This window comes from Enterobacter sp. SST3, assembly GCF_000286655.1.
GTDB classification, from domain to species: Bacteria; Pseudomonadota; Gammaproteobacteria; order Enterobacterales; family Enterobacteriaceae; genus Enterobacter; species Enterobacter roggenkampii.
Genome location: NZ_ALNS01000001.1, coordinates 1 through 26963, shown reverse-complemented (window position 1 = coordinate 26963; position 26963 = coordinate 1). Strand labels below are relative to the sequence as shown.

24 protein-coding genes, 1 pseudogene and 1 other annotated feature are annotated in these 26963 nt (G+C 56.5%); of the genes and pseudogenes, 11 read left to right on the top strand and 14 right to left on the bottom strand.

Annotated features, from left to right (window positions below):
- Nucleotides 1-6 precede the first annotated feature (6 nt).
- The 6 genes from htpG to B498_RS21030 form a co-directional block, all read right to left on the bottom strand.
- Entirely contained in the window at nt 7-1881 is a 1875-nt protein-coding gene (htpG, locus tag B498_RS21005) for a molecular chaperone HtpG (protein WP_008499299.1), read from the bottom strand.
- Between the two features lie 110 nt (nt 1882-1991).
- Nucleotides 1992-2597, bottom strand: a complete 606-nt coding sequence (recR, locus tag B498_RS21010) for a recombination mediator RecR (RefSeq protein WP_008499298.1) — start codon at nt 2595-2597, stop codon at nt 1992-1994.
- The gene (locus tag B498_RS21015) at nt 2597-2929 is read right to left on the bottom strand and encodes a YbaB/EbfC family nucleoid-associated protein (protein ID WP_003858972.1); all 333 of its coding nucleotides are present in this window, start codon (nt 2927-2929) and stop codon (nt 2597-2599) included. The genes recR and B498_RS21015 overlap by 1 nt, the downstream gene beginning before the upstream one ends.
- 54 nt (nt 2930-2983) lie before the next feature.
- Entirely contained in the window at nt 2984-4909 is a 1926-nt protein-coding gene (gene dnaX, locus B498_RS21020; RefSeq protein ID WP_008499297.1) for a DNA polymerase III subunit gamma/tau, read from the bottom strand.
- Nucleotides 3590-3654: a sequence feature (DnaX frameshifting element), on the bottom strand. It overlaps the preceding gene by 65 nt.
- Before the next feature lie 88 nt (nt 4910-4997).
- Nucleotides 4998-5549 carry an adenine phosphoribosyltransferase gene (gene apt, locus B498_RS21025; RefSeq protein ID WP_000127359.1) on the bottom strand — a complete coding sequence of 184 codons (552 nt, stop codon included), beginning with the start codon at nt 5547-5549 and terminating at the stop codon, nt 4998-5000.
- A 151-nt stretch (nt 5550-5700) separates the two neighbouring features.
- Nucleotides 5701-6078 (bottom strand): DUF454 family protein, encoded by a 378-nt coding sequence (locus tag B498_RS21030; RefSeq protein ID WP_008499296.1) that lies wholly within the window; start codon nt 6076-6078, stop codon nt 5701-5703.
- Nucleotides 6079-6128: 50 nt separating this feature from the next.
- Here B498_RS21030 and priC point away from each other — a divergent pair, with 50 nt between their 5' ends.
- Both priC and rsmS read left to right on the top strand, forming a co-directional pair.
- Nucleotides 6129-6656, top strand: coding sequence for a primosomal replication protein N'' (priC, locus tag B498_RS21035; RefSeq protein WP_008499295.1), 528 nt, complete (start codon nt 6129-6131; stop codon nt 6654-6656).
- 14 nt (nt 6657-6670) lie between these two features.
- Nucleotides 6671-6853, top strand: coding sequence for a pleiotropic regulatory protein RsmS (gene rsmS / locus B498_RS21040; RefSeq protein ID WP_008499294.1), 183 nt, complete (start codon nt 6671-6673; stop codon nt 6851-6853).
- On the opposite strand, the gene mscK is transcribed toward rsmS, so the two are convergent.
- Both mscK and acrR read right to left on the bottom strand, forming a co-directional pair.
- Nucleotides 6850-10197: a mechanosensitive channel MscK gene (gene mscK, locus B498_RS21045; RefSeq protein WP_008499293.1), complete on the bottom strand. Its 3348-nt coding sequence runs from the start codon at nt 10195-10197 to the stop codon at nt 6850-6852. The genes rsmS and mscK overlap by 4 nt on opposite strands.
- A gap of 113 nt (nt 10198-10310) precedes the next feature.
- The gene (gene acrR, locus B498_RS21050) at nt 10311-10964 is read right to left on the bottom strand and encodes a multidrug efflux transporter transcriptional repressor AcrR (RefSeq protein ID WP_008499291.1); all 654 of its coding nucleotides are present in this window, start codon (nt 10962-10964) and stop codon (nt 10311-10313) included.
- 140 nt (nt 10965-11104) lie between these two features.
- On the opposite strand from acrR, the gene acrA reads away from it, so the two are divergent.
- From acrA to B498_RS21080, 6 genes are all read left to right on the top strand, one after another.
- Nucleotides 11105-12298 (top strand): multidrug efflux RND transporter periplasmic adaptor subunit AcrA, encoded by a 1194-nt coding sequence (gene acrA / locus B498_RS21055; protein WP_008499290.1) that lies wholly within the window; start codon nt 11105-11107, stop codon nt 12296-12298.
- A gap of 22 nt (nt 12299-12320) precedes the next feature.
- Nucleotides 12321-15467, top strand: coding sequence for a multidrug efflux RND transporter permease subunit AcrB (gene acrB / locus B498_RS21060; protein WP_008499289.1), 3147 nt, complete (start codon nt 12321-12323; stop codon nt 15465-15467).
- Between the two features lie 509 nt (nt 15468-15976).
- On the top strand, nt 15977-16351 hold the full coding sequence (gene tomB, locus B498_RS21065; protein ID WP_008499288.1) for an Hha toxicity modulator TomB: 375 nt from the start codon (nt 15977-15979) through the stop codon (nt 16349-16351).
- Nucleotides 16352-16378: 27 nt separating this feature from the next.
- Nucleotides 16379-16597, top strand: a complete 219-nt coding sequence (locus B498_RS21070) for an HHA domain-containing protein (RefSeq protein ID WP_008499287.1) — start codon at nt 16379-16381, stop codon at nt 16595-16597.
- Nucleotides 16598-16803: 206 nt separating this feature from the next.
- Complete coding sequence (gene maa / locus B498_RS21075; protein ID WP_008499286.1) at nt 16804-17355, top strand: maltose O-acetyltransferase; 552 nt, start codon at nt 16804-16806, stop codon at nt 17353-17355.
- Between the two features lie 117 nt (nt 17356-17472).
- A complete protein-coding gene (locus tag B498_RS21080; protein WP_008499285.1) occupies nt 17473-17940 on the top strand; it encodes a YlaC family protein in 468 nt (155 codons plus the stop codon).
- Here B498_RS21080 and B498_RS21085 read toward each other — a convergent pair.
- Nucleotides 17912-19372 carry a PLP-dependent aminotransferase family protein gene (locus tag B498_RS21085; protein ID WP_008499284.1) on the bottom strand — a complete coding sequence of 487 codons (1461 nt, stop codon included), beginning with the start codon at nt 19370-19372 and terminating at the stop codon, nt 17912-17914. The genes B498_RS21080 and B498_RS21085 overlap by 29 nt on opposite strands.
- Before the next feature lie 101 nt (nt 19373-19473).
- On the opposite strand from B498_RS21085, the gene B498_RS21090 reads away from it, so the two are divergent.
- Entirely contained in the window at nt 19474-20184 is a 711-nt protein-coding gene (locus B498_RS21090; RefSeq protein WP_008499283.1) for a GNAT family N-acetyltransferase, read from the top strand.
- On the opposite strand, the gene ykgO is transcribed toward B498_RS21090, so the two are convergent.
- Both ykgO and B498_RS21095 read right to left on the bottom strand, forming a co-directional pair.
- A complete protein-coding gene (gene ykgO / locus B498_RS0121120; RefSeq protein ID WP_003859006.1) occupies nt 20181-20321 on the bottom strand; it encodes a type B 50S ribosomal protein L36 in 141 nt (46 codons plus the stop codon). The two genes, B498_RS21090 and ykgO, sit on opposite strands and share 4 nt — an antisense overlap.
- A gap of 2 nt (nt 20322-20323) precedes the next feature.
- On the bottom strand, nt 20324-20584 hold the full coding sequence (locus B498_RS21095; RefSeq protein WP_006176933.1) for a type B 50S ribosomal protein L31: 261 nt from the start codon (nt 20582-20584) through the stop codon (nt 20324-20326).
- Nucleotides 20585-20803: 219 nt separating this feature from the next.
- Between B498_RS21095 and B498_RS21100 the strand changes: the two genes are divergently transcribed.
- Nucleotides 20804-22369, top strand: coding sequence for an EAL domain-containing protein (locus B498_RS21100; RefSeq protein ID WP_008499281.1), 1566 nt, complete (start codon nt 20804-20806; stop codon nt 22367-22369).
- Here B498_RS21100 and B498_RS21105 read toward each other — a convergent pair.
- On the bottom strand, nt 22362-22634 hold the full coding sequence (locus B498_RS21105) for a metal-sensing transcriptional repressor (RefSeq protein WP_008499280.1): 273 nt from the start codon (nt 22632-22634) through the stop codon (nt 22362-22364). The two genes, B498_RS21100 and B498_RS21105, sit on opposite strands and share 8 nt — an antisense overlap.
- 132 nt (nt 22635-22766) lie before the next feature.
- Between B498_RS21105 and B498_RS21110 the strand changes: the two genes are divergently transcribed.
- Nucleotides 22767-23594 carry a nickel/cobalt efflux protein RcnA gene (locus tag B498_RS21110; RefSeq protein WP_008499279.1) on the top strand — a complete coding sequence of 276 codons (828 nt, stop codon included), beginning with the start codon at nt 22767-22769 and terminating at the stop codon, nt 23592-23594.
- 39 nt (nt 23595-23633) lie between these two features.
- Here the strand turns inward: B498_RS21110 and B498_RS21115 are convergent, their stop codons facing one another.
- Together B498_RS21115 and lacI are read right to left on the bottom strand one after the other, a co-directional pair.
- Entirely contained in the window at nt 23634-26723 is a 3090-nt protein-coding gene (locus B498_RS21115; RefSeq protein WP_008499278.1) for a beta-galactosidase, read from the bottom strand.
- A 103-nt stretch (nt 26724-26826) separates the two neighbouring features.
- Nucleotides 26827-26963 (bottom strand): annotated as a pseudogene (lacI, locus tag B498_RS23020) (lac repressor); the annotation flags it as partial.

Below are 26963 nucleotides of genomic sequence, written 5' to 3'. Positions count from 1 at the left end.
GGTCAGTTACGCCAGCAGCAGCGCATTCACACGTTTAATGAAGAGGTTAGGATCTTCCAGCGTGCCGCGCTCGGCCAGCAGGGACTGATCCAGCAGCAGTTCAACCCACTCGGCAAAGCGGGCGTCGTCCTGGGTGTCCGCCGCGCGTTTCACCAGCGGGTGATCCGGATTAAGCTCAAAGATATATTTCACTTCCGGTACCGCCTGGCCCGCCGCGGCGAACAGCTTCGCCATCTGGGTGCTCATTTCGTCGGCATCGGTGGTGACAATGGCCGGAGTGTCGGTCAGACGATGCGTGAAGCGCACCTCTTTCACGCGGTCGCCCAGCAGGGTTTTCACGCGCTCAATGAACGGCTCCAGCGCCTTCTCGGCTTCTTTCGCATTTTCATCCACTTCATCTGCCAGCTTGTCGATGGACTCATCGGCTTTGGCAACGGACTGGAACGCCTTCCCGTCGAACTCGGTCAGGTAGTTCATCATCCACTCGTCGATGCGGTCGGAAAGCAGCAGCACTTCGATGCCTTTCTTACGCAGCAGCTCCAGGTGCGGGCTGCTCTTCGCCGCGGCGTAGCTGTCGGCGGTGATGTAGTAGATCTTCTCCTGCCCTTCTTTCATGCGGGAGATGTACTCTTCCAGCGACACGGTCTGCGCGGAGGAGTCGGTGTGCGTAGAAGCAAAGCGCAGCAGTTTGGCGATGGTTTCAACGTTCGCCATGTCTTCAGCCGGGCCTTCTTTCAGCACCAGACCGAACTGTTTCCAGAAGGTCTGATATTTTTCGGCATCGTCTTTCGCCAGTTTTTCCAGCATCTGCAGCGCACGTTTGGTCAGGGCGTTGCGCAGGTTACGGGTGACGGTGCTGTCCTGCAGAATTTCGCGGGAGACGTTCAGCGGCAGATCGTTGGAATCGATCAGGCCGCGCACAAAGCGCAGATAGTTCGGCATGAACTGCTCGGCGTCGTCCATGATGAACACGCGCTGCACGTACAGCTTCAGGCCATGCTTGTGATCGCGGTTCCACATGTCCCACGGCGCCTGCGCCGGGATGTACAGCAGGCTGGTGTACTCCTGCTTACCTTCCACACGGTTGTGGCTCCAGGTCAGCGGGTCGGTAAAGTCGTGGGCGATGTGCTTGTAGAATTCGTTGTACTCGTCGTCTTTAATCTCAGACTTGTTGCGCGTCCACAGCGCCTGCGCCTTGTTGATTTTCTCCCAGGAAACCACGGTTTCACCGTCTTTCTCTTCCTGTTTTTCAATCTCGACCGGCAGCGCGATGTGATCGGAGTACTTGCTGATGATGGAGCGCACGCGCCAGTCGTTCAGGAAATCATCTTCCCCTACACGCAGGTGCAGGGTGATTTCGGTGCCGCGGTCCGCTTTGGTGATGTCATCAACGGTGTATTCGCCTTCCCCTTTGGATTCCCACAGCACGCCGTTCTCGGCGCTGTCGCCCGCCGCACGGGTGCGCACGGTGACTTTGTCCGCCACGATGAACGCCGAGTAGAAACCGACGCCGAACTGGCCGATCAGCTGGCTGTCTTTCGCCTGGTCAGAGCCCATGGACTCCAGGAACGCCTTGGTGCCGGATTTCGCGATGGTCCCGAGGTGGTCGATCACCTCGTCGCGGTTCATCCCGATGCCGTTATCGGCGATGGTCAGGGTGCGGTTCTCTTTATTAAACGAGACGCGCACGCGCAGCTCGCCGTCGCCTTCGTACAGATCCGGGTTAGACAGCGCGCGGAAGCGCAGCTTGTCCGCCGCATCCGAGGCGTTGGAAATCAGCTCACGCAGGAAAATTTCTTTGTTGGAATACAGGGAATGGATCATCAGGTGCAGAAGCTGTTTTACTTCTGACTGGAAACCACGGGTTTCTTGTCCTTTCATCTATGTCGACCTCAACAATGCCATTTAATGGGGTTTTAAAACGTTGAGGGAGAGATGGGGATACGGGGGGAAATTTTCAAGCGGAGGCGGCGCGCGCAGCCTCCGTTTGGTCAGAAAATAATCTTGTGACGTCCGGCCAGAGAGTGCGACAGCGTGGTGCCGTCGACCATCTCCAGCTCGCCGCCGACCGGCACGCCGTGGGCGATGCGGCTGGCGTCAACGCCATACTGCGAGCACAGTTCGGCGATGTAGTTGGCGGTTGCCTCCCCTTCCACCGTGGGGTTGGTGGCGAGGATCACCTCTTTGATGGTTTCAGACTCGAGACGCTGTTCAAGGCGGTCAAGACCGATATCGTCCGGGCCGATGCCGTCCAGCGGGGACAGATGCCCCATCAGCACGAAGTAGCGCCCGGAAAACTGCCCGGTTTGTTCGATGGCGTAGATGTCCGCCGGACTCTCCACCACGCAAATCTGACCGTTTTCCTGACGACGCGGGTTCGTACAGATGTTACACACGTCCTGCTCGGTAAAGGTGCGGCAATCCGCACAGTGACCAATTTCTGACATGGCGCGGGTCAGAGCCTGCGCCAGGCGCATCCCGCCGCTGCGGTCGCGCTGCAATAGCGTAAACGCCATGCGCTGCGCCGACTTCGGGCCAACGCCCGGCAGACAGCGCAGTGCTTCCATTAACTGCGTGAGCAGCGGACTGGTTTGCATCAGAATGGCATCTTGAAGCCAGGCGGCAGCTGCATGCCGCTGGAAACGGAGGCCATTTTCTCTTTCTGGGTTTCGTCGATACGGCGAGCGGCATCGTTAAACGCGGCTGCAACCAGATCTTCCAGCATCTCTTTGTCATCTTCGAGCAGGCTCGGGTCGATTTCCACGCGACGGCAGTTGTGCGCACCGTTGATGGTCACCTTGACCAGACCGGCACCGGATTCACCCGTGACTTCCAGCTGAGCGATCTCTTCCTGCATCTTCTGCATTTTTTCCTGCATCTGCTGAGCCTGCTTCATCAGGCCACCCAGACCGCCTTTTCCACCAAACATAGGCTTCTCTCTTCTTTCACGTTTAAGGATTACAACCGTAAGTCAGACTCACGATCAAATGGGGCGAATACTCTCTTCATCCAGATCGGCGTCGAAGAACCGGCGCAGGGTCTGAATGTTGTTATCCGCAATAATCGCCTCGCGCGCCTGCGCGAGCTTCTCTTCATAAATGGCCTGGCGCCACTCCAGCGGCGTTTTCACTGCCGGATTATCATCTTCAATGATAGTCAATTCAACCGGTGCACCCTGTAATGTGGCGAGCGCCTCGGCCAGCGCCTTTTGCGCGCCAGGGGAATTGAGGTGCCGCTGGCCCGGACGCAGGTGCAGACGCACCTGATTGCCGTCCTGCTCTTTCCAGGCGTTCAGCGCGACCTGCTCGACCAGCTTCGGCAGCTGGAGTTTGCTGACCTCGGCGGCCCAGGCGTCGCGCGCAATGGACTCTTCGGCAAGCTTCGCGGAAAGCTCCGGCGTTTTTTCATGCTCCAGCGCCTTTTTCAGCGCTTTCGGCGTGGCAACCTCTTCCTTCACCGTTTCGGTGATGGTGGTTGCCTTCCAGCGGTAAGCCTCTTCTTTCACCGGGGCTTTCTGCTCGAGCGCGGACGGTGCCGGACGCGACTGTACGCGCTCCGTTACCGAGGCCAGTCGTTCAAGCGCGGCGTTGTTCACCGGCCGCGCTCTTCCTGGCGCTGCCGGTTCACTCTTTTTTGGTTTGGTTACTCCCTGCGCACGCTGCAGCTGGCTGCGCGCGGCAAGCACCGAACTGGTAGCATCCGACAGCGGTACGTTCTGCGCCGGCGGCGTCGGCTGCGGCGGCACCTGCTGCGGTGACATCACCGCCGTCGGCGCAACCGGGGCGAAAGACTGTCGGGGCACGTCCGGCTCCGGCAGCGGCATGCGCGGGTGGAACGCCAGCGCACGCAGCAGCGTCATTTCAACGCCCATCCGCGGATCCGGCGCAAACGGTAGCTCTTTGCGACCAATCAACAGCGTCTGGTAATAAAGCTGCACGTCGGCAGGCGGCACGGTGCGGGCAAGCTCACGCATCCGCTGTTCAATGGCGGCCATATCCGCACCAATGGCGGAGGGAGAAAGCTGCAGCATTGCCACCCGGTGCAGCAGGCTGAGCATCTCAACCAGCAGCCCTTCCCACTCAATACCGCGGGCAGCGGCCGCGTTCACCAGCGACATCACGCGTTCGCCGTTAGCGGCAATCATCGCTTCGATAAGCGACAGCGCCTGATCGTCATCCAGCGTGCCGAGCATGGTGCTGACCGCCTCGGTGGAGAGTTTGCCGTCACCGCTGGCAATCGCCTGATCGGTCAGACTGAGCGCATCGCGCAGGCTGCCGTCCGCCGCGCGGGCCAGCAGCTGCAGGGCGCGCGGTTCGTGGACAATGTTCTCTTCATCGAGAATGTGCTCGAGCTGCGCGCGGATCTGCTCGACGTCCAGCGCCTTCAGGTGGAACTGCAGGCAGCGCGATAAAATCGTGACCGGCAGCTTTTGCGGATCGGTGGTCGCCAGCAGGAACTTCACGTGCGCGGGCGGCTCTTCCAGCGTCTTCAGCAGGGCGTTGAAGCTGTGGCGCGAGAGCATGTGCACTTCATCGATCAGGTAGACCTTGAAGCGGCCGCGCGCCGGGGCGTACTGGACGTTGTCCAGCAGGTCGCGGGTATCTTCCACTTTGGTGCGCGAAGCGGCGTCGATCTCGATCAGATCGACAAAACGCCCCTGTTCGATCTCCCGGCAGTTATCACACACGCCGCACGGCGTGGCGGTGATCCCGGTTTCGCAGTTGAGACCTTTTGCCAGCAAACGGGCAATAGAGGTCTTACCGACGCCGCGGGTGCCGGAAAAAAGATAGGCGTGATGGATGCGACCTAGCGACAAGCCGTTCGCCAGGGCCGTCAGCACATGTTCCTGACCGACAACGTCAGCAAAGGTTTGTGGTCGCCATTTACGGGCTAACACCTGATAACTCATGGGCAGGCTCTGCAACGCTGGAAGGTGAATTTATGGAGGGGAATGCTATCACAACCTCACCCATTGAGCGAGGTTGTGAAAACCGGGATTAGTGACCCGGGAAAGGCACCAGGCTGTAGCTGGTAATGCCCTGTTTTTCCAGGCGCTGTTCACCGCCGAGATCGAACAGGTTGATGATGAAGGCCGCGTCGGTCACTTCCCCACCCAGACGGCGGATCAGCTTCACGGTCGCTTCAATGGTGCCGCCGGTTGCCAGCAGATCGTCGACCACCAGCACTTTGTCGCCAGGCTTGATCGCGTCAACGTGGATCTCCAGCTGATCGGTGCCGTACTCCAGCTCGTAGCTTTCTGCGATGGTTTCACGCGGCAGTTTGCGCGGCTTACGCACCGGCACAAAACCCACGCCCATTGCCAGCGCAACCGGTGCGCCAAACAGGAAGCCACGGGCTTCGGTACCTACTACTTTGGTGATCCCGGCGTTTTTGTAACGCTCGACCAGCAGTTCAATGCTGAGTGCGTACGCTTTCGGGTCTTCCAGCAAGCTGGTGACATCACGGAAAAGAATGCCAGGCTTTGGGTAGTCCTGGATGCTTTTGATGCTGTTTTTCAGATATTCAAGCTGCTGTGCAGTTGCGGTCATCGGTTTGTGCCTAAATGAAACAGTGTTACTCACAGCGCGCAACGAGTCGGCCAAGGCAACAATTGTTTAACCTTTGACCAGGCGCACCTGTGCTCGAAAACGGTCGAATTTACTGGCTGCGCGTGATAATTGCAACAGCCATGATGAGGCTTCAGTGCTTTTGTTGCTTTTCATCAACCACGGGGATCCGCCACATAAAGATAAGCAGGCAGGAGAGAATGATCAGCAGCAGGATCCGCACCCACATCATTTTCACCAGCCATAATGAAATGGCGAAGGTGATGAGGATCACCGCGATCGCGCGCGGCTTCGCACCAGGCGGCATGGCACGGTGTTTTTGCCAGTGGCGTAAGTACCCGCCAAACCATGAGCGGTAGAGCAGCCAGTGGTGAAAACGCGGCGACGAGCGGGCGAAACACCAGGCCGCCAGCAGGATAAACGGCGTGGTCGGCAGCAGGGGTAATACTACACCCAGCGTGCCCAGCACTACCGCAAGCCAGCCAATGATGATTAAAATAGTACGCTGCATAATGCGAATCGTTATCAAACTGAACGGCTACTTTACCACTGGAGAGCGCCTTGAAAACAGCACTGCTTCTTGAGAGGCTGCAAAATCAGCTGATCGCTCTGCGGGCGCAGGCCACGCCGCTGATGGGGCACGCCACGCTGAAGCCGCGCTTTGACCGGCAGCTTTTTCGTACCCGCAGCACCGTCATTCAGGATTACCTGGCTGAAGCGCAGACGAACCTCGACGAGCTTCGCCATGCGGTTGAGAATGAACAACAGGAACAGGTGACGTGGCTTGCAGAGCATCTCACCGAGCAGATCACCGCACTGCATCGCGAAATCGCCGCCTGGCCGCTGCGCGCCTGGGACAGCGCCTCGCCGGGGCTCGGCAAATGGCAGCGCAAGCGGCTCGAGAACCAGGAGTTTGAGCGCCGGCTGTTTGAGATGAAGCGTGAACGCGAGGTGCGTCTGAACAACAGCGAAACGCTGGAAGAGCAGCAGCTATTGATGCGCGAGATTAGCGCGCTGGAAGGACGCATCGTCCGCTGCCGTCAGGCGCTGGATGACATTGAACGCGTCATAGAACGTTTGACCCGTTAACAGGAGCCACACCCATGTCACTGGAAAATGCACCCGATGAGGTCAAGCTGGCCGTCGATTTGATTATGCTGCTGGAGAATCATGAGATCCCCGCCGAGACGGTGCTTAAGGCGCTGGAGATTGTGCGGCGGGATTTTGAGGGGAAACTTCCCCCTCACCCTGCCCTCTCCCCAGAGGGGAGAGGGAAAATAGATTAAGCCGGAGTCGGGTCGTCGCCCTTAATGTCGCGCTTCACTTCCGTATGCTCATCACCTTTCTCGTTACGCAGGTGAACCTCAAGCTGGTTGAAGGCGATATTAATATCGTTTTCACGGCACAGACGATCGATAGAGCGGTTAAGCTCATCCACCGTGTAGCTGCGGTCACGCAGTTCACGCACGTATAAACGCAGCTCGTGATCCAGCGTACTCGGCCCAAAGGTGGTGAAGAAGACCGCCGGGGCCGGATCGTGCATCACTTTCGGATGCTCAGACGCCGCCTTCAGCAGCACCTCTTTCACCTTATCCAGATCCGATCCATAGGCCACGCCCAGGCGGATCACCACGCGCGTCACCGTATCGGAAAGCGACCAGTTGATCAGACGCTCGGTCACGAACGCTTTGTTCGGGATGATCACCTCTTTGCGATCGAAGTCGGTGATGGTGGTGGCACGAATGCGGATCTTGCTGACCGTTCCCGAGAACGTGCCGATGGTGACGGTATCCCCGATACGTACCGGACGTTCGAACAGGATGATCAGGCCGGACACAAAGTTACCGAAGATCTCCTGCAGGCCAAAACCAAGACCGACCGAGAGGGCCGCCGCCAGCCACTGCAGTTTATCCCACGAGACGCCAAGCGAGCCAAAGACCGTCATCGCTCCGACAATGATGATGACGTAGTTGAGGATCGTGGTAATGGCGTAGGACGCCCCCTGGCGAAGATTCAAACGTGACAGGAGCAGCACTTCGAGCAGGCCTGGCAGGTTGCGGATCAGCGCCCAGGCCACCACCGACGACACCAGCGCAAACAGCAGGCTGCCCATGGTCACGCTTTTCATGACCGCCGCGCCGGCTTCGGTTCCGTTGTATTGCCAGAGGGTAATACTGTCGAGATAGGCGAAAACGGTAATAAGATCGGACCAGATCGCCCAGAACATCACCGCAAACAGGGCGATCATCACCAGCATGGTGATACGCAGCGTCTGCTGGTTAACCTGCTCCAGCGCGATGGTCGGCTCTTCCTGCGGCTCAGCGCCTTCGGCCCCCTCTTTCACCTGATGCTGACGACGCGCGATGGCGCGGCGATAGGCAATGCGGCGCGCCGCCACGCTCAGGCCGCGCAGTACGGTCTGATAGAGCAGGTTCCAGACGATCACCAGATAGACCGTTTCAATCCAGCGCCCGGACAGGCGCAGCGTGGTATAGAAGTAGCCCGTCGCCGTCAGCACCATCAGCGCCAGCGGAATGATCGCCAACACCGTCACGGTGGCCAGACGAATATTGTGGGACTCTTTATCACGCCAGCTGTCGCGACACATCGGCCACATCAGGATCGCAATCAGCAGCAGGTTCAGCAGGATGACCAGCTGGCCCAGCACGTCATCCATCAGATGCAGCGGGGAAAGCTCAGAGACAACCGACCAGAAGTGCAGCGGCAGCAGCGCCAGGCTGATGCGCACGATCTGACGACGCCAGTGGCTGGTCAGCTGCGCTGGCATGTTGAAATGACGCACCGCCACGCCGTCTTTTTCCAGTACCTTCCAGCACAGGCCAAACACCAGCCAGAACAGCGCCAGTTTTTTACTGAACGCCCACAGCAGATCGCTGACGTTGAGCTGCATAGTGAGCAGAATCAGACCCACGGCCAGAATAATCAGGCACACCGGCAGGGCGCGAATAAGGTCAATCAGAATCGCTTTTGGCGTATGGAGCTGGCTATCGTTGCGCAGCTGCCCTACTTCGGAGGCCAGCTTCGCCTGGTATTTTTTCAGCCAGCCCAGACGCCAGCGGATGAGACCGGCAATCAGCAACAGCGGCAAACCGGCCAGAAAAGCAATCATTACCGCAGGCCAGGCTTTCTCCCAGTTTACGGTGACCTTCATGCTCTTAATCTGCGTTTTCAGCGTCTCAGGGAAGGATTTAACCCAGTCCCAGTCCATCGGCTTGTTGCTGTTTACCCAGAAAATCTGCTGGGTCAGGATCTCCTGCAGACTTTTCGAGACGCTCACCAGCTGCTGCTGGTTGATTTGCAGGTTAATGGCCATCATCAGCTGGTTACCCAGCTGTTTATTGAGCTGGTCCAGCAGCTCGCGACGCATATCCACGACCTGGAGCAGCGCGTCGTGCACTTCCGGGTTCACGTCGCTGGAATGCCCCTCTTCAATTTTGGCGACAAAGGTATCGCTCTGGAAAAGGGCATCGCGCTGCTGGTTGACGTCAAACTGCTCCAGACGTAAATCCGCAATGCGGTTGGTCATGTCCTCCAGCTCGTCGGCGGACGGAAGCGTCTGCTGCTGCTGGTAGAGAATACGCGACAGCAGGAGGCTGCCCTTCAGGACCGCGATCTGCTCTTTGATGTTGCGTTCCGCCTGCAGGGCGCGATCCAGCCAGTTCTTCACCTTGATATTTTGCTGAACCAGCGAGTTGCCGTTTTCCGTCGCCAGTATCAGGCGCTGGCTAAGCTGATGGTTAGCCTCAAGCTCCTGTTTTACCAGCGGGTTGGCCTGAATACGGGCGGTTTCGTCAGGGGATACGGCCTCCTGGGCGGTTTTTTCCGTCAGGGTCAGGCGTTTGCTGTTAACCGCCTCCTGCAAAAGCTGAAGCTGATGCTCCAGACGATTAATGTTCGCGGTGACGTAATCACGCTGTTTCTGCAGAGTGTCCTGCAGCACCGTATTCCCTTCCAGGCTTTTACGCTGCTGTTCGATCTGCGCATTGAGCAACGACTGCTGAACCAGCAGCAGGGTTTGCTGCGTCGGGCGCAGCGTGCCTTCGCCCACCGTCGTGCCGTTCAGGCGGTTGCGGATCTGCTGCAGCTGCTGAGACGCGGTATACATCGCATTTTGCACGCGCTCGGGCTGGGTTTGCAGGGAGACAAGCTGGCTGTTGTAGGTCGCGAGATCGGACTGCGCGGTTTGCAGATCGTCGAGCAACTGGGCGACGCGCGATTCCAGCTGGCGTAAGGAGAGCGTGGCGAGCGTTTTGCGCGTTTCGTTGTCGTTATCAACGTCACTCAGGGCATTCAGCGACTCCGTCGCTTTGCGCATGTTTTCAGGGGCCTGCGCCACCTTCTGACGAAGCTGGGCGGTTTCAGCCTTAACGCGTTCAATTTTATCCAGCGTTTCCAGCGTTTCCGTCAGGTCCTGCTGCGTCAGTTTTTCCTGAGGAGAGAGTTCTTTTTGTTTGTTCAGCGTGTCGAGCTGCGACTGAACGTCAGCACGCGTGGGAATATCGTTGCTGTTATCGGCGCGGGCCCAGGTCAGCGGCGCCGTGGCGAAGAAAAACAGCATCGCAAAGAGCAATGCAAAAACAGGATGTTGCGAGCGATTGATGGGCAGCATAGTTGTGAATGATGTCAGAAGATGACTGAAAATAGTCCGGCGTGAAGAATATCACGCTCGTCAGATGCAGAATAGCGCGAACGTAAGCCTCTGAGATAAATCCTGGAAAGGGGTCAGGCCGTTAGCGAAGGCGCGTCGCTGCGCAGCGTCGGGCTAAGCTGTAGCATTTCCAGTAAAATCGCCACGTAGCTGCGAGCTTCCGCTTTAAGATCAAACGATTGCGGTGCAAAAAGCCAGTTTTCCATCAGACCAGAAATGTAGCTGCGCATCAGAATCGCCGCCCGACGGGTCAACAGATTGGCCGGTAGCAGTTTTGCCTCCATACAGAGGTTCAGGTTGTGCTCAATACGGTCGTAGCTTTCCAGACTGAGGCTTCGTTGCGCCTGCTGCACGACCGCCATCTCGCCCACGAACTCGCATTTATGAAAAATAATCTCCATCATTAATCTGCGACGTTCTTCAACTACCGTTGCTTCAAGGATATATACTAATATTTCTCTCAATACTGAGAGTGGATCGTCTGGGAATTTTGCCCGATACTCACTCTCGAGATCGCTAATGCTGGACTCTGAAAGCTCCCAGATTTCACTGAACAGATCTGACTTGTTTTTAAAATGCCAGTAAATCGCTCCTCGCGTCACACCGGCGGCCTGAGCAATTTGCGCCAGCGAGGTTGCTGAAACACCTTGCTGCGAGAACAAACGTATCGCCACATCCAGAATATGTTGTCGGGTTTCCAGCGCTTGTTGTTTAGTTTTTCGTGCCATAGGTGAGTGAATTTACAGGAGTCAGATTTACATACATTTGTGAATGTATGTACCATAGCATGACGATAATATAAACGCAGCAATGGGTTTTAGACTCAGGACCCTTGATCAATTTGAAATCGGACACTCGAGGTTTACATATGAACAAAAACAGAGGGTTAACGCCTCTGGCGGTCGTTCTGATGCTTTCAGGCAGCTTAGCGCTAACAGGATGTGACGACAAACCGGCTCAACAAGGAGCTCAGCAGGCGCCAGAAGTAGGCGTTGTGACGCTCAAATCTGAACCTCTACAAATCACCACCGAATTACCCGGCCGTACAAATGCTTACCGCATTGCGGAAGTGCGTCCTCAGGTTAGCGGCATTATCCTGAAACGCAACTTCACCGAAGGCGGTGATGTGCAGGCCGGTGAGTCTCTGTATCAGATTGATCCCGCAACCTATCAGGCGTCTTATGAAAGCGCGAAAGGCGATCTGGCTAAAGCACAGGCCGCGGCTAAAATTGCCCAGCTGACGCTGAACCGCTATCAAAAACTGCTCGGTACCAAGTACATCAGTCAGCAGGATTACGATACCGCCCTGGCGGATGCCCAGCAGGCTAACGCCGCCGTGGTGGCAGCCAAAGCGGCCGTCGAAACCGCGCGCATTAACCTGGCCTATACCAAAGTGACCTCCCCTATCAGCGGTCGTATTGGTAAATCTTCCGTCACGGAAGGGGCTCTGGTGCAGAACGGTCAGACCACTGCGCTGGCGACCGTGCAGCAGCTCGATCCGATCTATGTTGACGTCACGCAGTCCAGCAATGATTTCCTGCGCCTGAAACAGGAGCTGGCTAACGGCACCCTGAAACAGGAAAACGGCAAAGCCAAAGTGGAGCTGATTACCAACGACGGTATCAAGTTCCCGCAGGAAGGGACGCTGGAATTCTCTGACGTGACGGTCGACCAGACCACCGGTTCCATCACCTTACGTGCGATTTTCCCGAACCCTGACAAAAATCTGCTGCCAGGTATGTTCGTTCGCGCACGTCTGGAAGAAGGAACGAATCCAACCGCCCTTCTGGTTCCACAGCAGGGTGTGACCCGTACGCCACGCGGCGATGCGAGCGCACTGGTTGTTGGGGCTGATAACAAAGTCGAAATGCGCAATATCACCGCCACCCAGGCGATTGGGGATAAATGGCTGGTGACGGAAGGTCTGAAAGATGGCGATCGCGTGATTGTTACTGGTTTGCAAAAAGTTCGTCCTGGCGCGCAGGTTAAAGCACAGGAAGTGACATCTGACGATAAACAACAAGCTTCGGCCGCTGGCCAGTCAGAACAAACCAAGTCTTAACTTAAACAGGAGCCGTTAAGACATGCCTAATTTCTTTATCGATCGCCCCATATTTGCGTGGGTGATCGCCATTATCATCATGCTGGCCGGGGGACTTGCGATCCTGAAGCTGCCTGTCGCGCAATATCCAACGATTGCGCCACCGGCGGTGACGATTTCCGCGACCTACCCAGGGGCTGATGCAAAAACGGTGCAGGACACCGTCACTCAGGTTATCGAACAGAACATGAACGGTATCGATAACCTGATGTACATGTCCTCAAACAGTGACTCTACCGGTACAGTTCAGATCACCCTGACCTTCGAGTCAGGTACGGATGCTGACATTGCGCAGGTTCAGGTGCAGAACAAACTGCAGCTGGCGATGCCGCTGCTGCCGCAGGAAGTACAACAGCAGGGCGTGAGCGTCGAGAAATCGTCCAGTAGCTTCCTGATGGTTGTCGGCGTTATCAACACCAACGGCACCATGACGCAGGAGGATATTTCCGACTACGTGGGCGCCAACATGAAGGACGCCATCAGCCGTACGTCCGGTGTGGGTGACGTGCAGCTGTTCGGTTCTCAGTACGCAATGCGTATCTGGATGGATCCGAACAAGCTGAACAACTTCCAGCTGACGCCGGTTGACGTGATTAACGCCATTAAAGCGCAGAACGCCCAGGTGGCAGCCGGTCAGTTAGGCGGTACGCCGCCGGTGAAGGGCCAGCAGCTTAACGCCTCGATCATCGCGCAAACCCGTCTGACCTCCGCGGATGAGTTCAGCAAAATTCTGCTGAAAGTGAATCAGGACGGCTCGCAGGTTCGCCTGCGCGACGTGGCGAAAGTCGAGCTGGGCGGTGAGAACTACGACATCATCGCGAAGTTCAACGGTAAACCGGCTTCCGGTCTGGGTATCAAACTGGCGACAGGCGCGAACGCCCTGGATACCGCCACGGCGATCCGTGCAGAACTGAAGAAAATGGAACCGTACTTCCCGTCAGGCCTGAAGATCGTTTATCCGTACGACACCACGCCATTCGTTAAAATTTCGATTCACGAAGTGGTTAAAACGCTGGCAGAAGCGATCATCCTGGTGTTCCTGGTCATGTATCTGTTCCTGCAAAACTTCCGCGCGACGCTGATCCCAACCATCGCCGTTCCGGTCGTTCTGCTGGGGACCTTTGCTATCCTCGCGGCCTTTGGCTTCTCGATAAACACCCTGACGATGTTCGGGATGGTGCTTGCCATCGGCCTGCTGGTGGATGATGCCATCGTCGTGGTAGAGAACGTCGAGCGCGTGATGGCGGAAGAGGGTCTGCCGCCGAAGGAAGCCACCCGTAAATCAATGGGTCAGATCCAGGGCGCGCTGGTTGGTATCGCGATGGTACTGTCTGCGGTATTTATCCCGATGGCCTTCTTCGGCGGCTCTACCGGTGCGATTTACCGTCAGTTCTCGATTACCATCGTTTCCGCGATGGCGCTGTCGGTACTGGTCGCATTGATCCTGACGCCTGCGCTGTGTGCCACCATGCTGAAGCCGATTCAGAAAGGCGGTCATGGCGAGCATAAAGGGTTCTTCGGCTGGTTTAACCGCATGTTTGATAAGAGCACGCACCACTACACCGACAGCGTGGGCAACATCCTGCGCAGCACCGGTCGTTACCTGCTGCTCTATATCATCATCGTGGCGGGGATGGCGATCCTGTTCGTTCGTCTGCCCAGCTCGTTCCTGCCGGATGAAGACCAGGGCGTGTTCCTGACGATGGCACAGCTTCCTGCGGGTGCGTCGCAAGAGCGTACCCAGAAAGTGCTGGACGAAGTGACGGACTACTACCTCACCAAAGAGAAAGACAACGTTGAATCCGTGTTTGCGGTTAACGGCTTTGGCTTTGCGGGTCGTGGTCAGAACACCGGTATCGCCTTCGTTTCTCTGAAAGACTGGTCTGAACGTCCGGGCAAAGAGAACAAGGTTGAAGCCATTACCGGCCGTGCGATGGGCACCTTCTCGCAGATTAAAGATGCGATGGTGTTCGCCTTCAACCTGCCGGCGATTGTTGAACTGGGTACCGCGACCGGCTTCGACTTCCAGCTGATTGACCAGGGCGGTCTGGGTCACGAAAAACTGACGCAGGCGCGTAACCAGCTGTTTGGCGAAGTGGCTAAGCACCCTGACCTGCTGGTCGGCGTGCGTCCAAATGGCCTGGAAGATACGCCGCAGTACAAAATCGACATCGACCAGGAGAAAGCTCAGGCGCTGGGCGTGTCCATCAGTGACATCAATACCACGCTGGGCGCCGCCTGGGGCGGTAGCTACGTTAACGACTTCATCGACCGCGGTCGCGTGAAGAAAGTGTACGTGATGTCCGAGGCGCAGTACCGTATGTTGCCAAACGATATCAACAGCTGGTTCGTGCGCGGCAGCAATGGTCAGATGGTACCGTTCTCGGCATTCTCAACGTCACGCTGGGAATACGGTTCGCCGCGTCTGGAACGCTATAACGGTCTGCCATCAATGGAGATCCTGGGTCAGGCTGCGCCGGGCCGAAGCACCGGTGAAGCCATGAACCTGATGGAAGAGCTGGCGAGTAAACTGCCTTCGGGTGTTGGCTACGACTGGACCGGGATGTCCTATCAGGAACGTCTGTCCGGTAACCAGGCCCCTGCCCTGTACGCGATTTCACTGATCGTCGTCTTCCTGTGTCTGGCAGCGCTGTACGAGAGCTGGTCAATTCCGTTCTCCGTTATGCTGGTGGTACCGCTCGGGGTTATCGGTGCGCTGCTTGCGGCAACGTTCCGCGGACTGACCAACGACGTGTACTTCCAGGTAGGCCTGCTGACAACCATTGGCTTGTCGGCGAAGAACGCGATACTTATCGTTGAATTCGCCAAAGATCTGATGGAGAAAGAAGGCAAAGGTCTTATTGAGGCGACGCTTGAGGCTGTTCGTATGCGTCTGCGCCCAATCCTGATGACGTCACTGGCGTTTATCCTCGGCGTACTGCCGCTGGTTATCAGCTCCGGTGCGGGCTCCGGTGCGCAGAACGCGGTCGGTACGGGCGTTATGGGGGGTATGATCACCGCAACCGTACTCGCTATCTTCTTCGTACCGGTGTTCTTCGTGGTGGTTCGCCGCCGCTTCAGCCGTAAGAATGAAGATGTTGAACACGCGCATTCGGTAGAACCTCACTGATACCGGTTTCACATGATAAAAAGGCCGCATTAGCGGCCTTTTTCATTTTCAGAAAAAATCATAAATTACGCTTATTGTGATTCAATTTATTTTCTGCCATCTTAATTAGACATATCATAATTAACTGATAACTTAATCGGTGAATTCAGGATTTTTTTAATTTCATTTCCCCGCTTAAGTTATTAGGAATATTCCTAATAAGAAGTTCTGACAACGTGAAGTTCGAATCTGAACTTTTCTCGCCATTTTTGCTAAGCCAATGAAACGTAAGGAAGCGATAAAACAGCGCGTTAATTTGGATAAAAAAGGGGTGTCCAGGGTGGAACATTGCGTACATGCTAGCAGTCTACGGTTTTATTTGTAATTTTTCGTAATAGCGCGATGAAATCCAGGAAGGAGTGGCTTATAGTTAGGTTATCAGGAACACAGCACTCATGTAGCTAAGTCAGTTGTATCCATCCCGACAATGATGTTCGGTGAGTAAGAAATCACTCAGAAGGGGATGCGCTATGGACGAGTACTCGCCAAAAAGGCATGATATCGCGCAGTTGAAATTTCTCTGCGAATCCTTGTACCATGACTGCCTTGCCAACCTTGATGAAAGCAACCATGGCTGGGTAAACGACCCAACGTCTGCCATCAATTTACAGTTGAATGAGCTGATAGAGCATATCGCAACCTTCGCACTTAATTATAAAATTAAGTACAATGAAGATAATAAGCTCATTGAGCAAATTGATGAATACCTGGACGACACCTTTATGTTGTTCAGTAGTTACGGCATTAACGCCCAGGATTTGCAAAAATGGCGTAAATCGGGAAACCGGCTATTCCGCTGTTTCGTCAACGTGAGCAGAGCTAACCCGGTTAGCCTTTCCTGTTAAAATTATTACAATTACTAAGGTGAATTTATGTCTGATAAACCACTCACAAAAATCGATTATTTGATGCGCTTACGACGTTGTCAGTCAATTGACACCCTCGAACGCGTGATTGAAAAGAATAAATACGAGCTTTCTGATAATGAACTGGCCGTATTTTATTCAGCCGCTGACCATCGTCTTGCTGAGCTGACCATGAATAAGTTGTATGACAAAATCCCTACTTCTGTATGGAAATTTGTCCGTTAATCTTTGAAGGGTGTCTGTAGAGTTCTACGCCACGTTCTGAGTTTTTTACCTATCCCGTTTTGTTCCCTGTGCCCAGGCCAGGTCTCCGTGTAAAACGTGTTCATCAGCAACAATGTTGTGACGACAGTCACATCGGCTTTTCGGGAACGTTCCCCTCTCGACCTGTTCCGATTACCCTGCGGTAATCATTTCCAGAGAGGTTTCCTATGAGCGTAGAAAAACAGAAGATGATTGCCGGTGAACATTATCGCCCCGGCGATGAGACGTTACGGGCCGACCGACTGCGGGCCCGCCATCTGGTTTACCGCTATAACCACACCGCGCCCGATGAAAAAACAGAACGCCAGAATATCCTGGCGGAACTTCTGGGGCAAAGCGAAGGCGCTTATATAGAACCGAGCTTCCGCTGCGACTACGGATACAATATTTATCTGGGCAAAAACTTTTACGCGAACTTCGACTGCGTGATGCTGGATGTCTGCCCTGTTCGTATCGGCGATAACTGTATGCTCGCGCCGGGTGTGCACATTTATACGGCCACCCACCCGCTGGATGCAGAGGAACGGAACAGCGGCGTGGAGTTTGGGAAACCGGTCAACATTGGGAATAATGTCTGGATTGGTGGCCGGGCGGTCATTAACCCTGGCGTCACGATCGGTGATAATGTGGTGGTGGCCTCCGGCGCCGTGGTGACAAAAGACGTCCCGGCTAACGTCGTCGTGGGCGGCAATCCGGCAAAAATCATCAAAACTTTATAAGGGCGCGGGGAGCCAACTGTTATGGTCTTTTAGCGCCTGACTGTTACTTTTTTCAGCCCGATGGCTCCCCTAAAATTGGCAGACACCCTGTATTGTCAACTCTTATGAAGGCAAAAAATGACCGAGATACAGCGCCTGCTTACCGCCACCATCGACGATCTTAACCTCCGCGAAAAGCGCGACAATCGCCCGCGCTTTAGCATTAGCTTTATTCGCAAACATCCTGGACTGTTTGTCGCCATGTATGCCGCCTGGCTGGCGACGCTGATTGTGATGCTGAAGTCCGAAACGCTGGTGGACTCCGTCTGGCTGCTGGTTGTGCTGTTTGTGGTCTTTAACGCCTTTTTCTTTTTCGACGTGAATCCGCGCTACCGTTACGAAGATATCGACGTTCTCGATTTCCGGGTCTGCTACAACGGTGAATGGTATAACACACGTTTCGTGCCTACGGAGCTGATCGACAGCATCATGCACTCTCCGGCCGTTGAAACAGCGCAAAAAGAGAAGCTGCAGAAAATGGTCTCCACCAAAGGCCAGCTCTCTTTCTATGATGTCTTTACCCTTTCGCGCCCTGCTGCTGCGTAATTAACGCCTGCAGACGCCGGATCCCCGGCGCAAACTGCGAAGCAGAGGTGTTACCGTAACCTAAAACCAGACCGGTTTGCCCCTGCTTCGCCTCCAGGTAATACCCGCTCAGTGCAGCGGGTGCCAGCTGAAACGCCCTCGCCTGCGCCACCAGCGTCTGATCGTCAATATCGTCTATCGCCAGCGTCAGATGCATCCCGCCTTCACCGGCCAGTATACGGTGCGGCGTGTGAAGCTCTGCCCCCAGCACCTCCCGCAGCTGGCGGTATCGCTTACGATAGAGCCGACGCATGGCGGCAAGATGACGGGCATAGTGGCCTTCTTCAATGAACAGCGCCAGCGTACGCTGTTCGGCACGATGCCCGCCCCGCAACAGCGAGCCGATGGCCGGGCGAGCCGCTTTCGCCAGCGCTGGCGGCAAGACCATGAACCCCATTCTGAGCGACGGAAACAGCGTTTTACTGAATGTTCCCAGATAAACCACGGGCGCGTTGTTGACCATCCCCAGCATCGCGGGCACAGGCTCACCGGCATAACGGAATTCGCTGTCGTAATCGTCTTCAATGATCCACGCGTTCTGCTGCCGGGCGAGCTCCAGCAGCGCCAGACGTCGCCGGGCACTGAGCACGCTTCCGTAGGGGAACTGGTGTGAAGGTGAGGTAAAAATCAGCGAGGGAGCAGGCGCATCCCGTCCTTCCCAGCACATTCCCTCGTCATCAACAGGGATTCCCGTCATGGTCAGGCCTGTTTTAACAAACGCGCTCTTTGCCCCGCTATAGCCGGGGTTTTCCACCCACGCGACATCGCCAGGCTCACTCAACAGCATGGTGCACAGGTTAACCCCCTCAAGCGCCCCTTCCGTTATCACTATCTGGCCGGCGTCGCAGTCGATACCGCGGGACAGGGCGAGGTGTCGGGCAATTGCTGCCCGCAGCGACGGTTCACCGGCCGGGTCGCCATACCCTAGCAGGGCACTTCCCTCCTCGCGCATCACGCGATCGTACAATCGCCGCCACAGCGGTAGCGGAAAATAGTTGATAGCCGGGGTTCCCGGGGTAAACGCCAGCACCGGCGTGTCCCGGGGCACGGGCGCTGGCAGCAGGCCGACCCGCCGGGCGAGCCTGATGGCAGGGTCCGGCAATGTACGGGCGACAGAGCGGTGAGCGAGCTGTGCCACCCGCGTTCCCTGGCGGTTACGCTGCAAATACCCTTCCAGCGTGAGCTGGTCCAGCGCCGCATTGACGGTATTGCGGGAAAGGGAGAGCTGCTGAGCCAGCGTTCGCGAACCGGGAAGCTGGCTGCCGGACAGTAGCCTTCCGCACAGTATGGCCTCCCTTAAAGCAAGATAAAGCGCGCGCTGGCGCGTCTCTTCCCCACGTTTTTGCAGGGCAGCATTGAGCAAGGTATAAAATTCATCACCCGGTATATTCATCTCGCCTCCTCGTGGCACCATCAAAACATAGCGCAGTGGTTCTTTTTAAGGAACCAGCAATTCACTAGTCTGGAACTCTTTTCAACGTCACGGAAATTAAGATGAAGACATTCAATCAGTTCGGACAGCCAGTAGGCGAAGCGCTTAGCGACTGGCAGCCTCGTCAGCACCCGTCCCGGGTCGTGCTTCATGGACGCTTTTGTCGGCTTGAACCGCTGCGCGTGGAGCATGCCTACGCGCTGTTTTCCGCCTATTCCCTGGCTGAAGATACGCGCAGCTGGACGTGGCTGCTGCGTGAACCCGACGCTACCGCAGAGGAATTTGCCGAATGGGTGGCGAGCGTAAGCGAGTTATCCGACCCCATACACTTTACCGTTATCGATAACCAGACCCGGTCTCCGGTCGGGACGCTGTCCCTGATGCGGATTGATCCTAAAAACGGGGTCGTGGAGGTGGGGCACGTTCACTTCTCGCCTCTTTTAAGCCGCACGCCCATGTCAACAGAGGCGCAATATCTGCTAATGCGATATGTGTTCGATACCCTGGGCTACCGGCGTTATGAGTGGAAGTGCAATAGTCTGAACGAGCCTTCCCGCAAAGCGGCACTGCGTCTGGGTTTTCAGTTTGAGGGGCGTTTTCGTCAGGCGCTGGTCATAAAAGGTCATAACCGGGATACCGACTGGTTTTCGATTCTCGACAAAGAGTGGCCGGCGCTGGCAAACGCCTTTGAAAGCTGGCTTGCCACCGACAATTTTACTGCCGATGGCAAACAGAAAAGATCCCTGGAAAGCTGGCGAGAAACGCGCGTTTAGCGTCTTTTTTTACGGCCCTGCACCGCCTTAAAGCGCGGATTGGATTTGCAAATCACGTACAGGCGTCCCTTGCGTTTGACTATCTGGCAATCCGGGTGACGCTGTTTTGCACTGCGCAATGAGTTAAGTACCTGCATGGTTAGCCCCGCTTCGCATTGAGAAAACCGCCAAAACGCTTGCGGAAGCGCGCTGCGCTGCCGTCCGTGGAGAACGTTTTCTGCTTACCGGTATAAAACGGGTGCGATTTTGAAGAAACCTCGATGGTGATGTATGGATACGTTTCACCGTCGAGTTCAATTTCGCGGTCGGTCTTAATGGTTGAGCCGACTTTGAAGTATTCATTCGCGCTGGTGTCGTGGAATACCACCGTGCGATACGCTGGATGGATGTTTGGTTTCATCGTAAATCCCTTATGTTTTGTTATAACATAACAAAATAATATCCAGGCCAGGTTAAAAAAACAACCCCTTCCTTCTGACGATATTTTCTGGTTTACCTGAGATAAAATGAAAACCACGCCACCCACGTGCTATAACTATATCATTTCGCGGTAAAATCTTTCTCTTCAGGCAGGGAACTCAGTGCTCAGGAACGGGTATACGAGGAAGGAAACGACAGCATGAAAACCCGACATCTGGTCAGTCTGGTGACTGGCATACTTATCTTTTCCGTGCTGGTCCCCATTTGCCTGAGCATCTGGCTGGCTCATCGTCAGGCGGAAGATAAATTTGTCGATGCGCTGGATAACTATGCCTCACGCGTGCTGATACGTACCGACAAGGTCGTGGATCAGGCGAAGGAAGCGCTCAATCATCTGCAGGCCTTTGAGGGCGTGCCGTGCAGCCCCCTGCAGTTAAGGGAGATGCGACGGGTCGCTTTCTCGTGGCGATATGTGCAGGAAGTGATTTATATCGACAACCTCAGGCCACTCTGCTCCTCTCTTGAACAAACCAGCCATGCCGCCCCTTTCCCCCCGCCGATGCGCGTTACCGAAGATGGTTACAGCGCATGGCTGACCACGCAAAACGATCTGGGGTTTCATCGCTACATGGCCGTACTGGGGCAAGGTCATTACCTGGTTCTGGTCGATCCGGCCTCGCTTGTGGATGTGATCCCCTTCGGCGAGATAGCGATTGATGCTGCCCTGGTAGGAAATACCACACGCCGCATCTTTGCCAGCAGCAATACGCTCGATCCGCATATCCGTGACATGATCATGGGTCAGGAGATGACCAGCATACAGTACGACGGTTCAATGTACGTTATGAAGCCCGTCCCTGAACTGGGGTTTACCGTCGTTGCATGGGCTACGCTCAAACCGCTGGCTGAAACCTGGCACCGGCAGCTGCTTTTGTGGCTGCCCTTCGGCATCCTGATAAGCCTGCTTGCCGCGCTCTTTGTCCTGCGGATACTGCGTCGCATCCAGTCGCCGCGCAACCGCCTGCTTGATGCCATTAACAGCCGCGATTTTGTGGTTCACTATCAGCCCATCGTGGCGCTGTGTAGCGGAAAAATTGTCGGCGCAGAGGCGCTGACGCGCTGGCCGCAGCCGGACGGAAGCAGCCTCTCACCTGATATTTTTATCCCTCTTGCTGAACAAACCGGGCTTATCTCCCAGCTGACGCAGCTCGTTATCGAAAAGGTGTTCGAGGATATGGGCAGCTGGCTGCATCTTCACCCCGATCAGCATATCTCCATCAACCTCGCGCCCGCCGATTTGACCTCCGGCACGCTGCCGCCGCTGCTGAGTCACTTGCTGAACAAATGGAAGGTCCACCCAGGCCAAATCGCCCTTGAGGTCACCGAGCGCGGCTTTGCCGATCCCAAAATCAGCGCGCCGGCTATCGCCGCATTCCGCCGTTCGGGGCACCCTGTCTATATTGATGATTTTGGTACGGGCTATTCCAGCCTGAGCTATCTGCAGGATCTGGATGTCGACACGCTAAAAATTGATAAATCGTTCGTGGATGCGCTGGAGTATAAAAACGTGACGCCGCACATTATTGAAATGGCGAAGTCGCTGAAGCTGGCAATGGTGGCGGAGGGCGTCGAGACCGCCGGGCAGCTCGCCTGGCTGCACCAGCACGGCGTGCAGTACGGACAGGGCTGGTACTACAGCAAAGCGCTACCAAAGACGGAATTTATTCTTTGGGCAGAGAATAACCTCGGCACGCACGCTACTTAAGGTAGGATTTCATCACCTGCAGCACCACGCCAAGATCGGCTTCACGCTGCGCCTCTTCGGGCTCTTTCACCACGTGATCGGTAAGGTGCCCTTCAATCACCTGCATCATCATGCCGTTGACCGCTCCACGGATCGCCGCCAGCTGCTGTAACACCTCGGCGCATTCGTGTTCGCTGTTGAGCATTTTTTCGAGCGCGGTGCTCTGCCCCTGAATTTTCTTCAGGCGAGTCAGTAACATCTTCTTGTCGCGAACGGTATGTGACATCTCTGTCTCCCTCAGTTTTGGCTTTTAGAGTATATCACGCTCTACTCCCCCTGAGTATTTTTCTACTGGGGGGTAGTATTAATCTACTGGGGGGGAGTACTATTTGCGCACGCTTCCACTCCGGAAATTTCAATGAACGATTTCGCCTCACTCCTGCAGCAGGGTAATGCCTGGCTGTTTGTTCCCAGCGCTATCCTGCTCGGTGCACTACATGGCCTGGAGCCGGGTCACTCAAAAACCATGATGGCCGCCTTTATCGTGGCTATCCGCGGCACGCTGAAACAGGCGGTCCTGCTCGGCCTGGCAGCCACGCTTTCGCATACGGCAGTAGTCTGGATTATCGCCATGGCGGGTTTATGGTTTGGTCGGGGATGGGATGCGCATACGTCTGAACCCTGGTTCCAGCTGATCTCAGGGGTATTGATCGTTGCGATCGCCCTGTGGATGGCGTGGCGAACCTGGAAAGAGAGCCAGCCACACGATCATCATCACGACCATGATCATCACCACCACCATGACCATGACCATGGCCATCATCATGAACATCACCACCACGAACACCCGCTGGTTGAAGAAGAGTGGCAGGACGCCCACCAGCGCGCGCATGCGCAGGATATTAACCGGCGCTTCAGCGGCCAAAACGTCACCACCGGACAGATCGTGATGTTTGGCCTGACCGGCGGGCTTATCCCCTGCCCGGCGTCCATTACCGTTCTGCTGATCTGCCTGCAGCTGAAGCATTTCGCCCTCGGCGCGACGCTGGTGTTCAGCTTTAGCATTGGTCTGGCGTTAACGCTTGTCGCTTCCGGCGCGATTGCCGCCTTGAGCCTCAAGCACGCGACCAAACGCTGGCCCGGGTTTAGCGAATTCTCCCGTAAAGCACCGTGGATCTCCGCTGCGCTGATTACCGTGGTAGGGATTTATATGAGCCTGCATGGCCTGAGCGGCATTCTGGCGTAAGCCTGCGGCCACACTCTGTGGCCGCATCTCCAGGACTAGTTAAGGGTTCTGCTGCCAGCTGAAGGTATAGCGAAGCTGGCGTGTCTGCAGGAGGAATTCCGGCGAGACGCTGGGGCTCCAGGAGTCGTCACCGCCCACGCCCATATGGAACGCATCGAGATTAAGCCAGCATCCAGGCTCTTCGCGCAGCAGATGGTGATGGGTTGTCTCCCGCAGCTGCTGCTGGCCGTAGCGGCTCACCGAGAAATGGAACCGGCCGTTCAGTTGATGCGTTCCCAGCGCCAGCTCCCGCGTATCACAGCGCAAACCATTTTCCGTCGGGAAGATATACGGCGTATGCATCTCCGCCAGGGGTAATGTCCAGCGCCCCTGCTGTGCCGCCAGCTTTCTGTCCGGATAGTTTTCATGCGGCCCCAGCCCCAGCCAGGACACGTTTTCCGGCGTTTCGGCGAGATGAACGCTCAGGCCAACGCGCGCGGGTTCCGGGATATCAGACGCAATATCCACCTGAATATCGCCGTGGAGTACTCCTCGATCGTCCACCCGCCAGGTTTTACGACTCAGAAACAGCGCGTTGCCGCGATACGCAAGGACGTGCTGGGTTGTGACCACCACCTCGTCTGCGTGCTGCGCTGCCTCACAGTACAGAACGCGCGAGGTAAGATCGTACATGCCCGCCGCTTTCCAGCGCTCAACCCAGGCATTCGGATCGATCTTCGTCGCTTCACTCACCCCAATATCATTGTCCAGCGGCGCACGGCTGACGTTATCCGTCAGAGGCGACATCAGCGTTTCCACGCCATTTCGCCACCATTGAGCCAGGTTTCCGGTTGCGCGATCGAACTGCCAGCGCTGTTGACCATGCGCGATCGCCAGGATGCGGTCGTTTTGCGTCAAAACCGGCGGCTCGCCCGCAGAGGCTGGCGGTGTGACAAACAGCGGAGACGGAAGCAGCCACTGTTCCCACGCGCAGCGATGGTCAGCCGGTGACCACGGTGTTGCCCGCGGCTGGCGCACTTCAACATTCAGCCAGACTTCTCCCGGCTCGGCTTTCAATTCCGGCAGAGCGATCTCCAGACGCTGAACACCTTCAGGGGCTATCGCCAGCGTCACCTCGCCCGAAGCCAGTACCTTCCCATCCCGGGCAACCGTCCAGCTCAGCACTTCGTTATCGGTATGGCGGAACAGGTACCCGCTTTGCACCTCAATCACCAGCGGAGAGGTGCTGACCCGCGTAAAGGTGAAGAACTGCTGCGCGCGCTGCGCCTCGAACAGCGCCGGGTGCGGCGTGCGATCGGGGAAGACCAGGCCGTTGAGGCAGAACTGTCGATCGTTTGGCTTATCGCCAAAGTCCCCGCCGTACGCCCAGAACGCGTTGCCATTTTCGTCTTTCTTCGTTAATGCCTGATCGACCCAGTCCCAGACAAATCCCCCCTGCAGGCGAGGATGGCTGCGAAACGCCTGCCAGTATTTCGCGAATCCGCCGAAGCTGTTTCCCATCGCGTGGGCGTATTCGCAGAGGATCAGCGGACGCGTTTCATCCGGCATGCCGATCCATTTCTTGATTGACCATTTAGGCACCGCCGGGAAGGGTTGATCCTGATCGACCCGGGCATACATCGGACAGACAATATCGGTCGCCGCCGTGTTCGCGCCGCCGCCTTCATACTGCACCGGACGCGTCGGATCCGTGGATTTCACCCAGCGGTAGAGTGCGTCGTGGTTTGCACCGTGCCCGGACTCATTGCCCAGCGACCAGATGATGATTGAGGGATGATTACGATCGCGCTGCACCATGCGGGTCACGCGCTCGCTCATGGCGGGCAGCCAGCGCGGATCGTCAGCAAGGCGGCTCATCGGCACCATGCCGTGGGTTTCGATATTGGCCTCGTCAACGACGTACAGCCCGTAGCGATCGCAAAGCCGGTACCACAGCGGATGGTTCGGGTAGTGCGAGCAGCGAACGGCGTTGAAGTTGTGCTGCTTCATGATCTCGATATCGCGGCGCATCGTCGCTTCGTCCATCACCTGGCCGTTTTCCGGGTGATGCTCGTGCCGGTTAACCCCACGGATCAGCAGCGGTTTACCGTTGAGCTTCAGCAGGCCGTTGCTGATTTCAATCCGGCGGAAGCCGACATCGCAGGCTTCCGTCTCCAGTACGTTGCCCTGCGCATCCAAAAGCGCGATCGTCAGACGATAGAGTTCCGGGGTTTCTGCACTCCATAACGCCGGGGCTGTAACCGGGATCGCCGCCGTTAACCGCTCGGCCCAGTTGCCGCGCTCGTCCACAATGGCAGATCCGGGCCGTTGGGTAGTACTGCCACACCGCTCACCGTTGCGCCACAGCGTGATCGCCACCTCGCATTCCGGGTAGTCTGCGCCTGCCAGCGCGACGTCGACTTTCAGCACCGCGCGGTCCAGCTCCGCATTCAGATCGGTGACCACGTGATAATCCGCAATGTGCGTCTCCGGCTTATGCAGCAGGGAGACATCGCGGAAAATGCCGCTCATGCGCCACATGTCCTGATCTTCCAGATAGCTGCCGTCGCACCAGCGCAAGACCATGACCGCCAGGCGGTTCTGCCCGGGGCGTAATGCCGCCGAGAGGTCAAACTCGGCGGGCAATCGACTGTCCTGGGAATAGCCTATCCACTGCCCGTTGCACCACAGATGGAATGCCGAGTTCACGCCGTCAAAAATAATTCGGGTTTGCCCGCGCTGAAGCCAGGCGTCATCCACGTCAAATGTGAGCGAGTAACAACCTGTCGGGTTTTCCTGCGGCACAAAAGGTGGGTTAACGGGGATGGGATAGGTGACATTGGTATAGATGGGCGTGTCGAACCCCTGCATCTGCCAGTTCGACGGCACGGGCATCGCGACGGCATCCGCGCCATCTTCAGTGACCCATGCCTCAGGAACCCGCTCGGGAGCAGAAAAGTAGCTAAACCGCCAGATTCCGTTGAGGGAGCGCCTGCTGAGGGAGCCAGCGTCATCCCTGGCGGAAGATTCATTACGCCAGCTGTGCAACGGCGCGTGTGCGGGCAGGCGGTTCCACTGGGTAACGCCGGGGCTTTCCCAGTCCCGACGGGCCAGGATGTCGCTGAGGGTCAGCGGGGATGTGTTGGACATAGTAACCTCTTTGCGAAGCGCTCACAATTTTGGTTAACATGCCCTAGCATTCTGCGACGGTAAAGCATTCAATCGCAGGGTAGCGAGTCCGATCACAAAAGTCTTATTTGCGGACAAGCTGCTCGGCCAGGAGAGCCAGGCTTCTGAGCTGCTGCGCCAGATCCTCGCGTTCGGCCTGCTGCGGCGCGCGGCGCGCGCTGGAATGGCGGGTAACCAGCGTCACCGGCAGCTGAACCTGCC

Excerpts from the sequence above, each read along its gene's own strand:
- mscK (WP_008499293.1), bottom strand. The coding sequence starts at position 10,197 with ATGCTGCCCATCAATCGCTCGCAACATCCTGTTTTTGCATTGCTCTTT.
- B498_RS21090 (WP_008499283.1), top strand. The coding sequence starts at position 19,474 with ATGAAGACATTCAATCAGTTCGGACAGCCAGTAGGCGAAGCGCTTAGC.
- acrA (WP_008499290.1), top strand. The coding sequence starts at position 11,105 with ATGAACAAAAACAGAGGGTTAACGCCTCTGGCGGTCGTTCTGATGCTT.
- B498_RS21115 (WP_008499278.1), bottom strand. The coding sequence starts at position 26,723 with ATGTCCAACACATCCCCGCTGACCCTCAGCGACATCCTGGCCCGTCGG.
- ykgO (WP_003859006.1), bottom strand. The coding sequence starts at position 20,321 with ATGCAGGTACTTAACTCATTGCGCAGTGCAAAACAGCGTCACCCGGAT.
- apt (WP_000127359.1), bottom strand. The coding sequence starts at position 5,549 with ATGACCGCAACTGCACAGCAGCTTGAATATCTGAAAAACAGCATCAAA.
- acrR (WP_008499291.1), bottom strand. The coding sequence starts at position 10,964 with ATGGCACGAAAAACTAAACAACAAGCGCTGGAAACCCGACAACATATT.
- B498_RS21080 (WP_008499285.1), top strand. The coding sequence starts at position 17,473 with ATGACCGAGATACAGCGCCTGCTTACCGCCACCATCGACGATCTTAAC.
- B498_RS21110 (WP_008499279.1), top strand. The coding sequence starts at position 22,767 with ATGAACGATTTCGCCTCACTCCTGCAGCAGGGTAATGCCTGGCTGTTT.
- B498_RS21030 (WP_008499296.1), bottom strand. The coding sequence starts at position 6,078 with ATGCAGCGTACTATTTTAATCATCATTGGCTGGCTTGCGGTAGTGCTG.
- B498_RS21070 (WP_008499287.1), top strand. The coding sequence starts at position 16,379 with ATGTCTGATAAACCACTCACAAAAATCGATTATTTGATGCGCTTACGA.
- dnaX (WP_008499297.1), bottom strand. The coding sequence starts at position 4,909 with ATGAGTTATCAGGTGTTAGCCCGTAAATGGCGACCACAAACCTTTGCT.
- B498_RS21100 (WP_008499281.1), top strand. The coding sequence starts at position 20,804 with ATGAAAACCCGACATCTGGTCAGTCTGGTGACTGGCATACTTATCTTT.
- rsmS (WP_008499294.1), top strand. The coding sequence starts at position 6,671 with ATGTCACTGGAAAATGCACCCGATGAGGTCAAGCTGGCCGTCGATTTG.
- tomB (WP_008499288.1), top strand. The coding sequence starts at position 15,977 with ATGGACGAGTACTCGCCAAAAAGGCATGATATCGCGCAGTTGAAATTT.
- B498_RS21015 (WP_003858972.1), bottom strand. The coding sequence starts at position 2,929 with ATGTTTGGTGGAAAAGGCGGTCTGGGTGGCCTGATGAAGCAGGCTCAG.
- acrB (WP_008499289.1), top strand. The coding sequence starts at position 12,321 with ATGCCTAATTTCTTTATCGATCGCCCCATATTTGCGTGGGTGATCGCC.
- B498_RS21095 (WP_006176933.1), bottom strand. The coding sequence starts at position 20,584 with ATGAAACCAAACATCCATCCAGCGTATCGCACGGTGGTATTCCACGAC.
- B498_RS21105 (WP_008499280.1), bottom strand. The coding sequence starts at position 22,634 with ATGTCACATACCGTTCGCGACAAGAAGATGTTACTGACTCGCCTGAAG.
- htpG (WP_008499299.1), bottom strand. The coding sequence starts at position 1,881 with ATGAAAGGACAAGAAACCCGTGGTTTCCAGTCAGAAGTAAAACAGCTT.
- B498_RS21085 (WP_008499284.1), bottom strand. The coding sequence starts at position 19,372 with ATGAATATACCGGGTGATGAATTTTATACCTTGCTCAATGCTGCCCTG.
- maa (WP_008499286.1), top strand. The coding sequence starts at position 16,804 with ATGAGCGTAGAAAAACAGAAGATGATTGCCGGTGAACATTATCGCCCC.
- recR (WP_008499298.1), bottom strand. The coding sequence starts at position 2,597 with ATGCAAACCAGTCCGCTGCTCACGCAGTTAATGGAAGCACTGCGCTGT.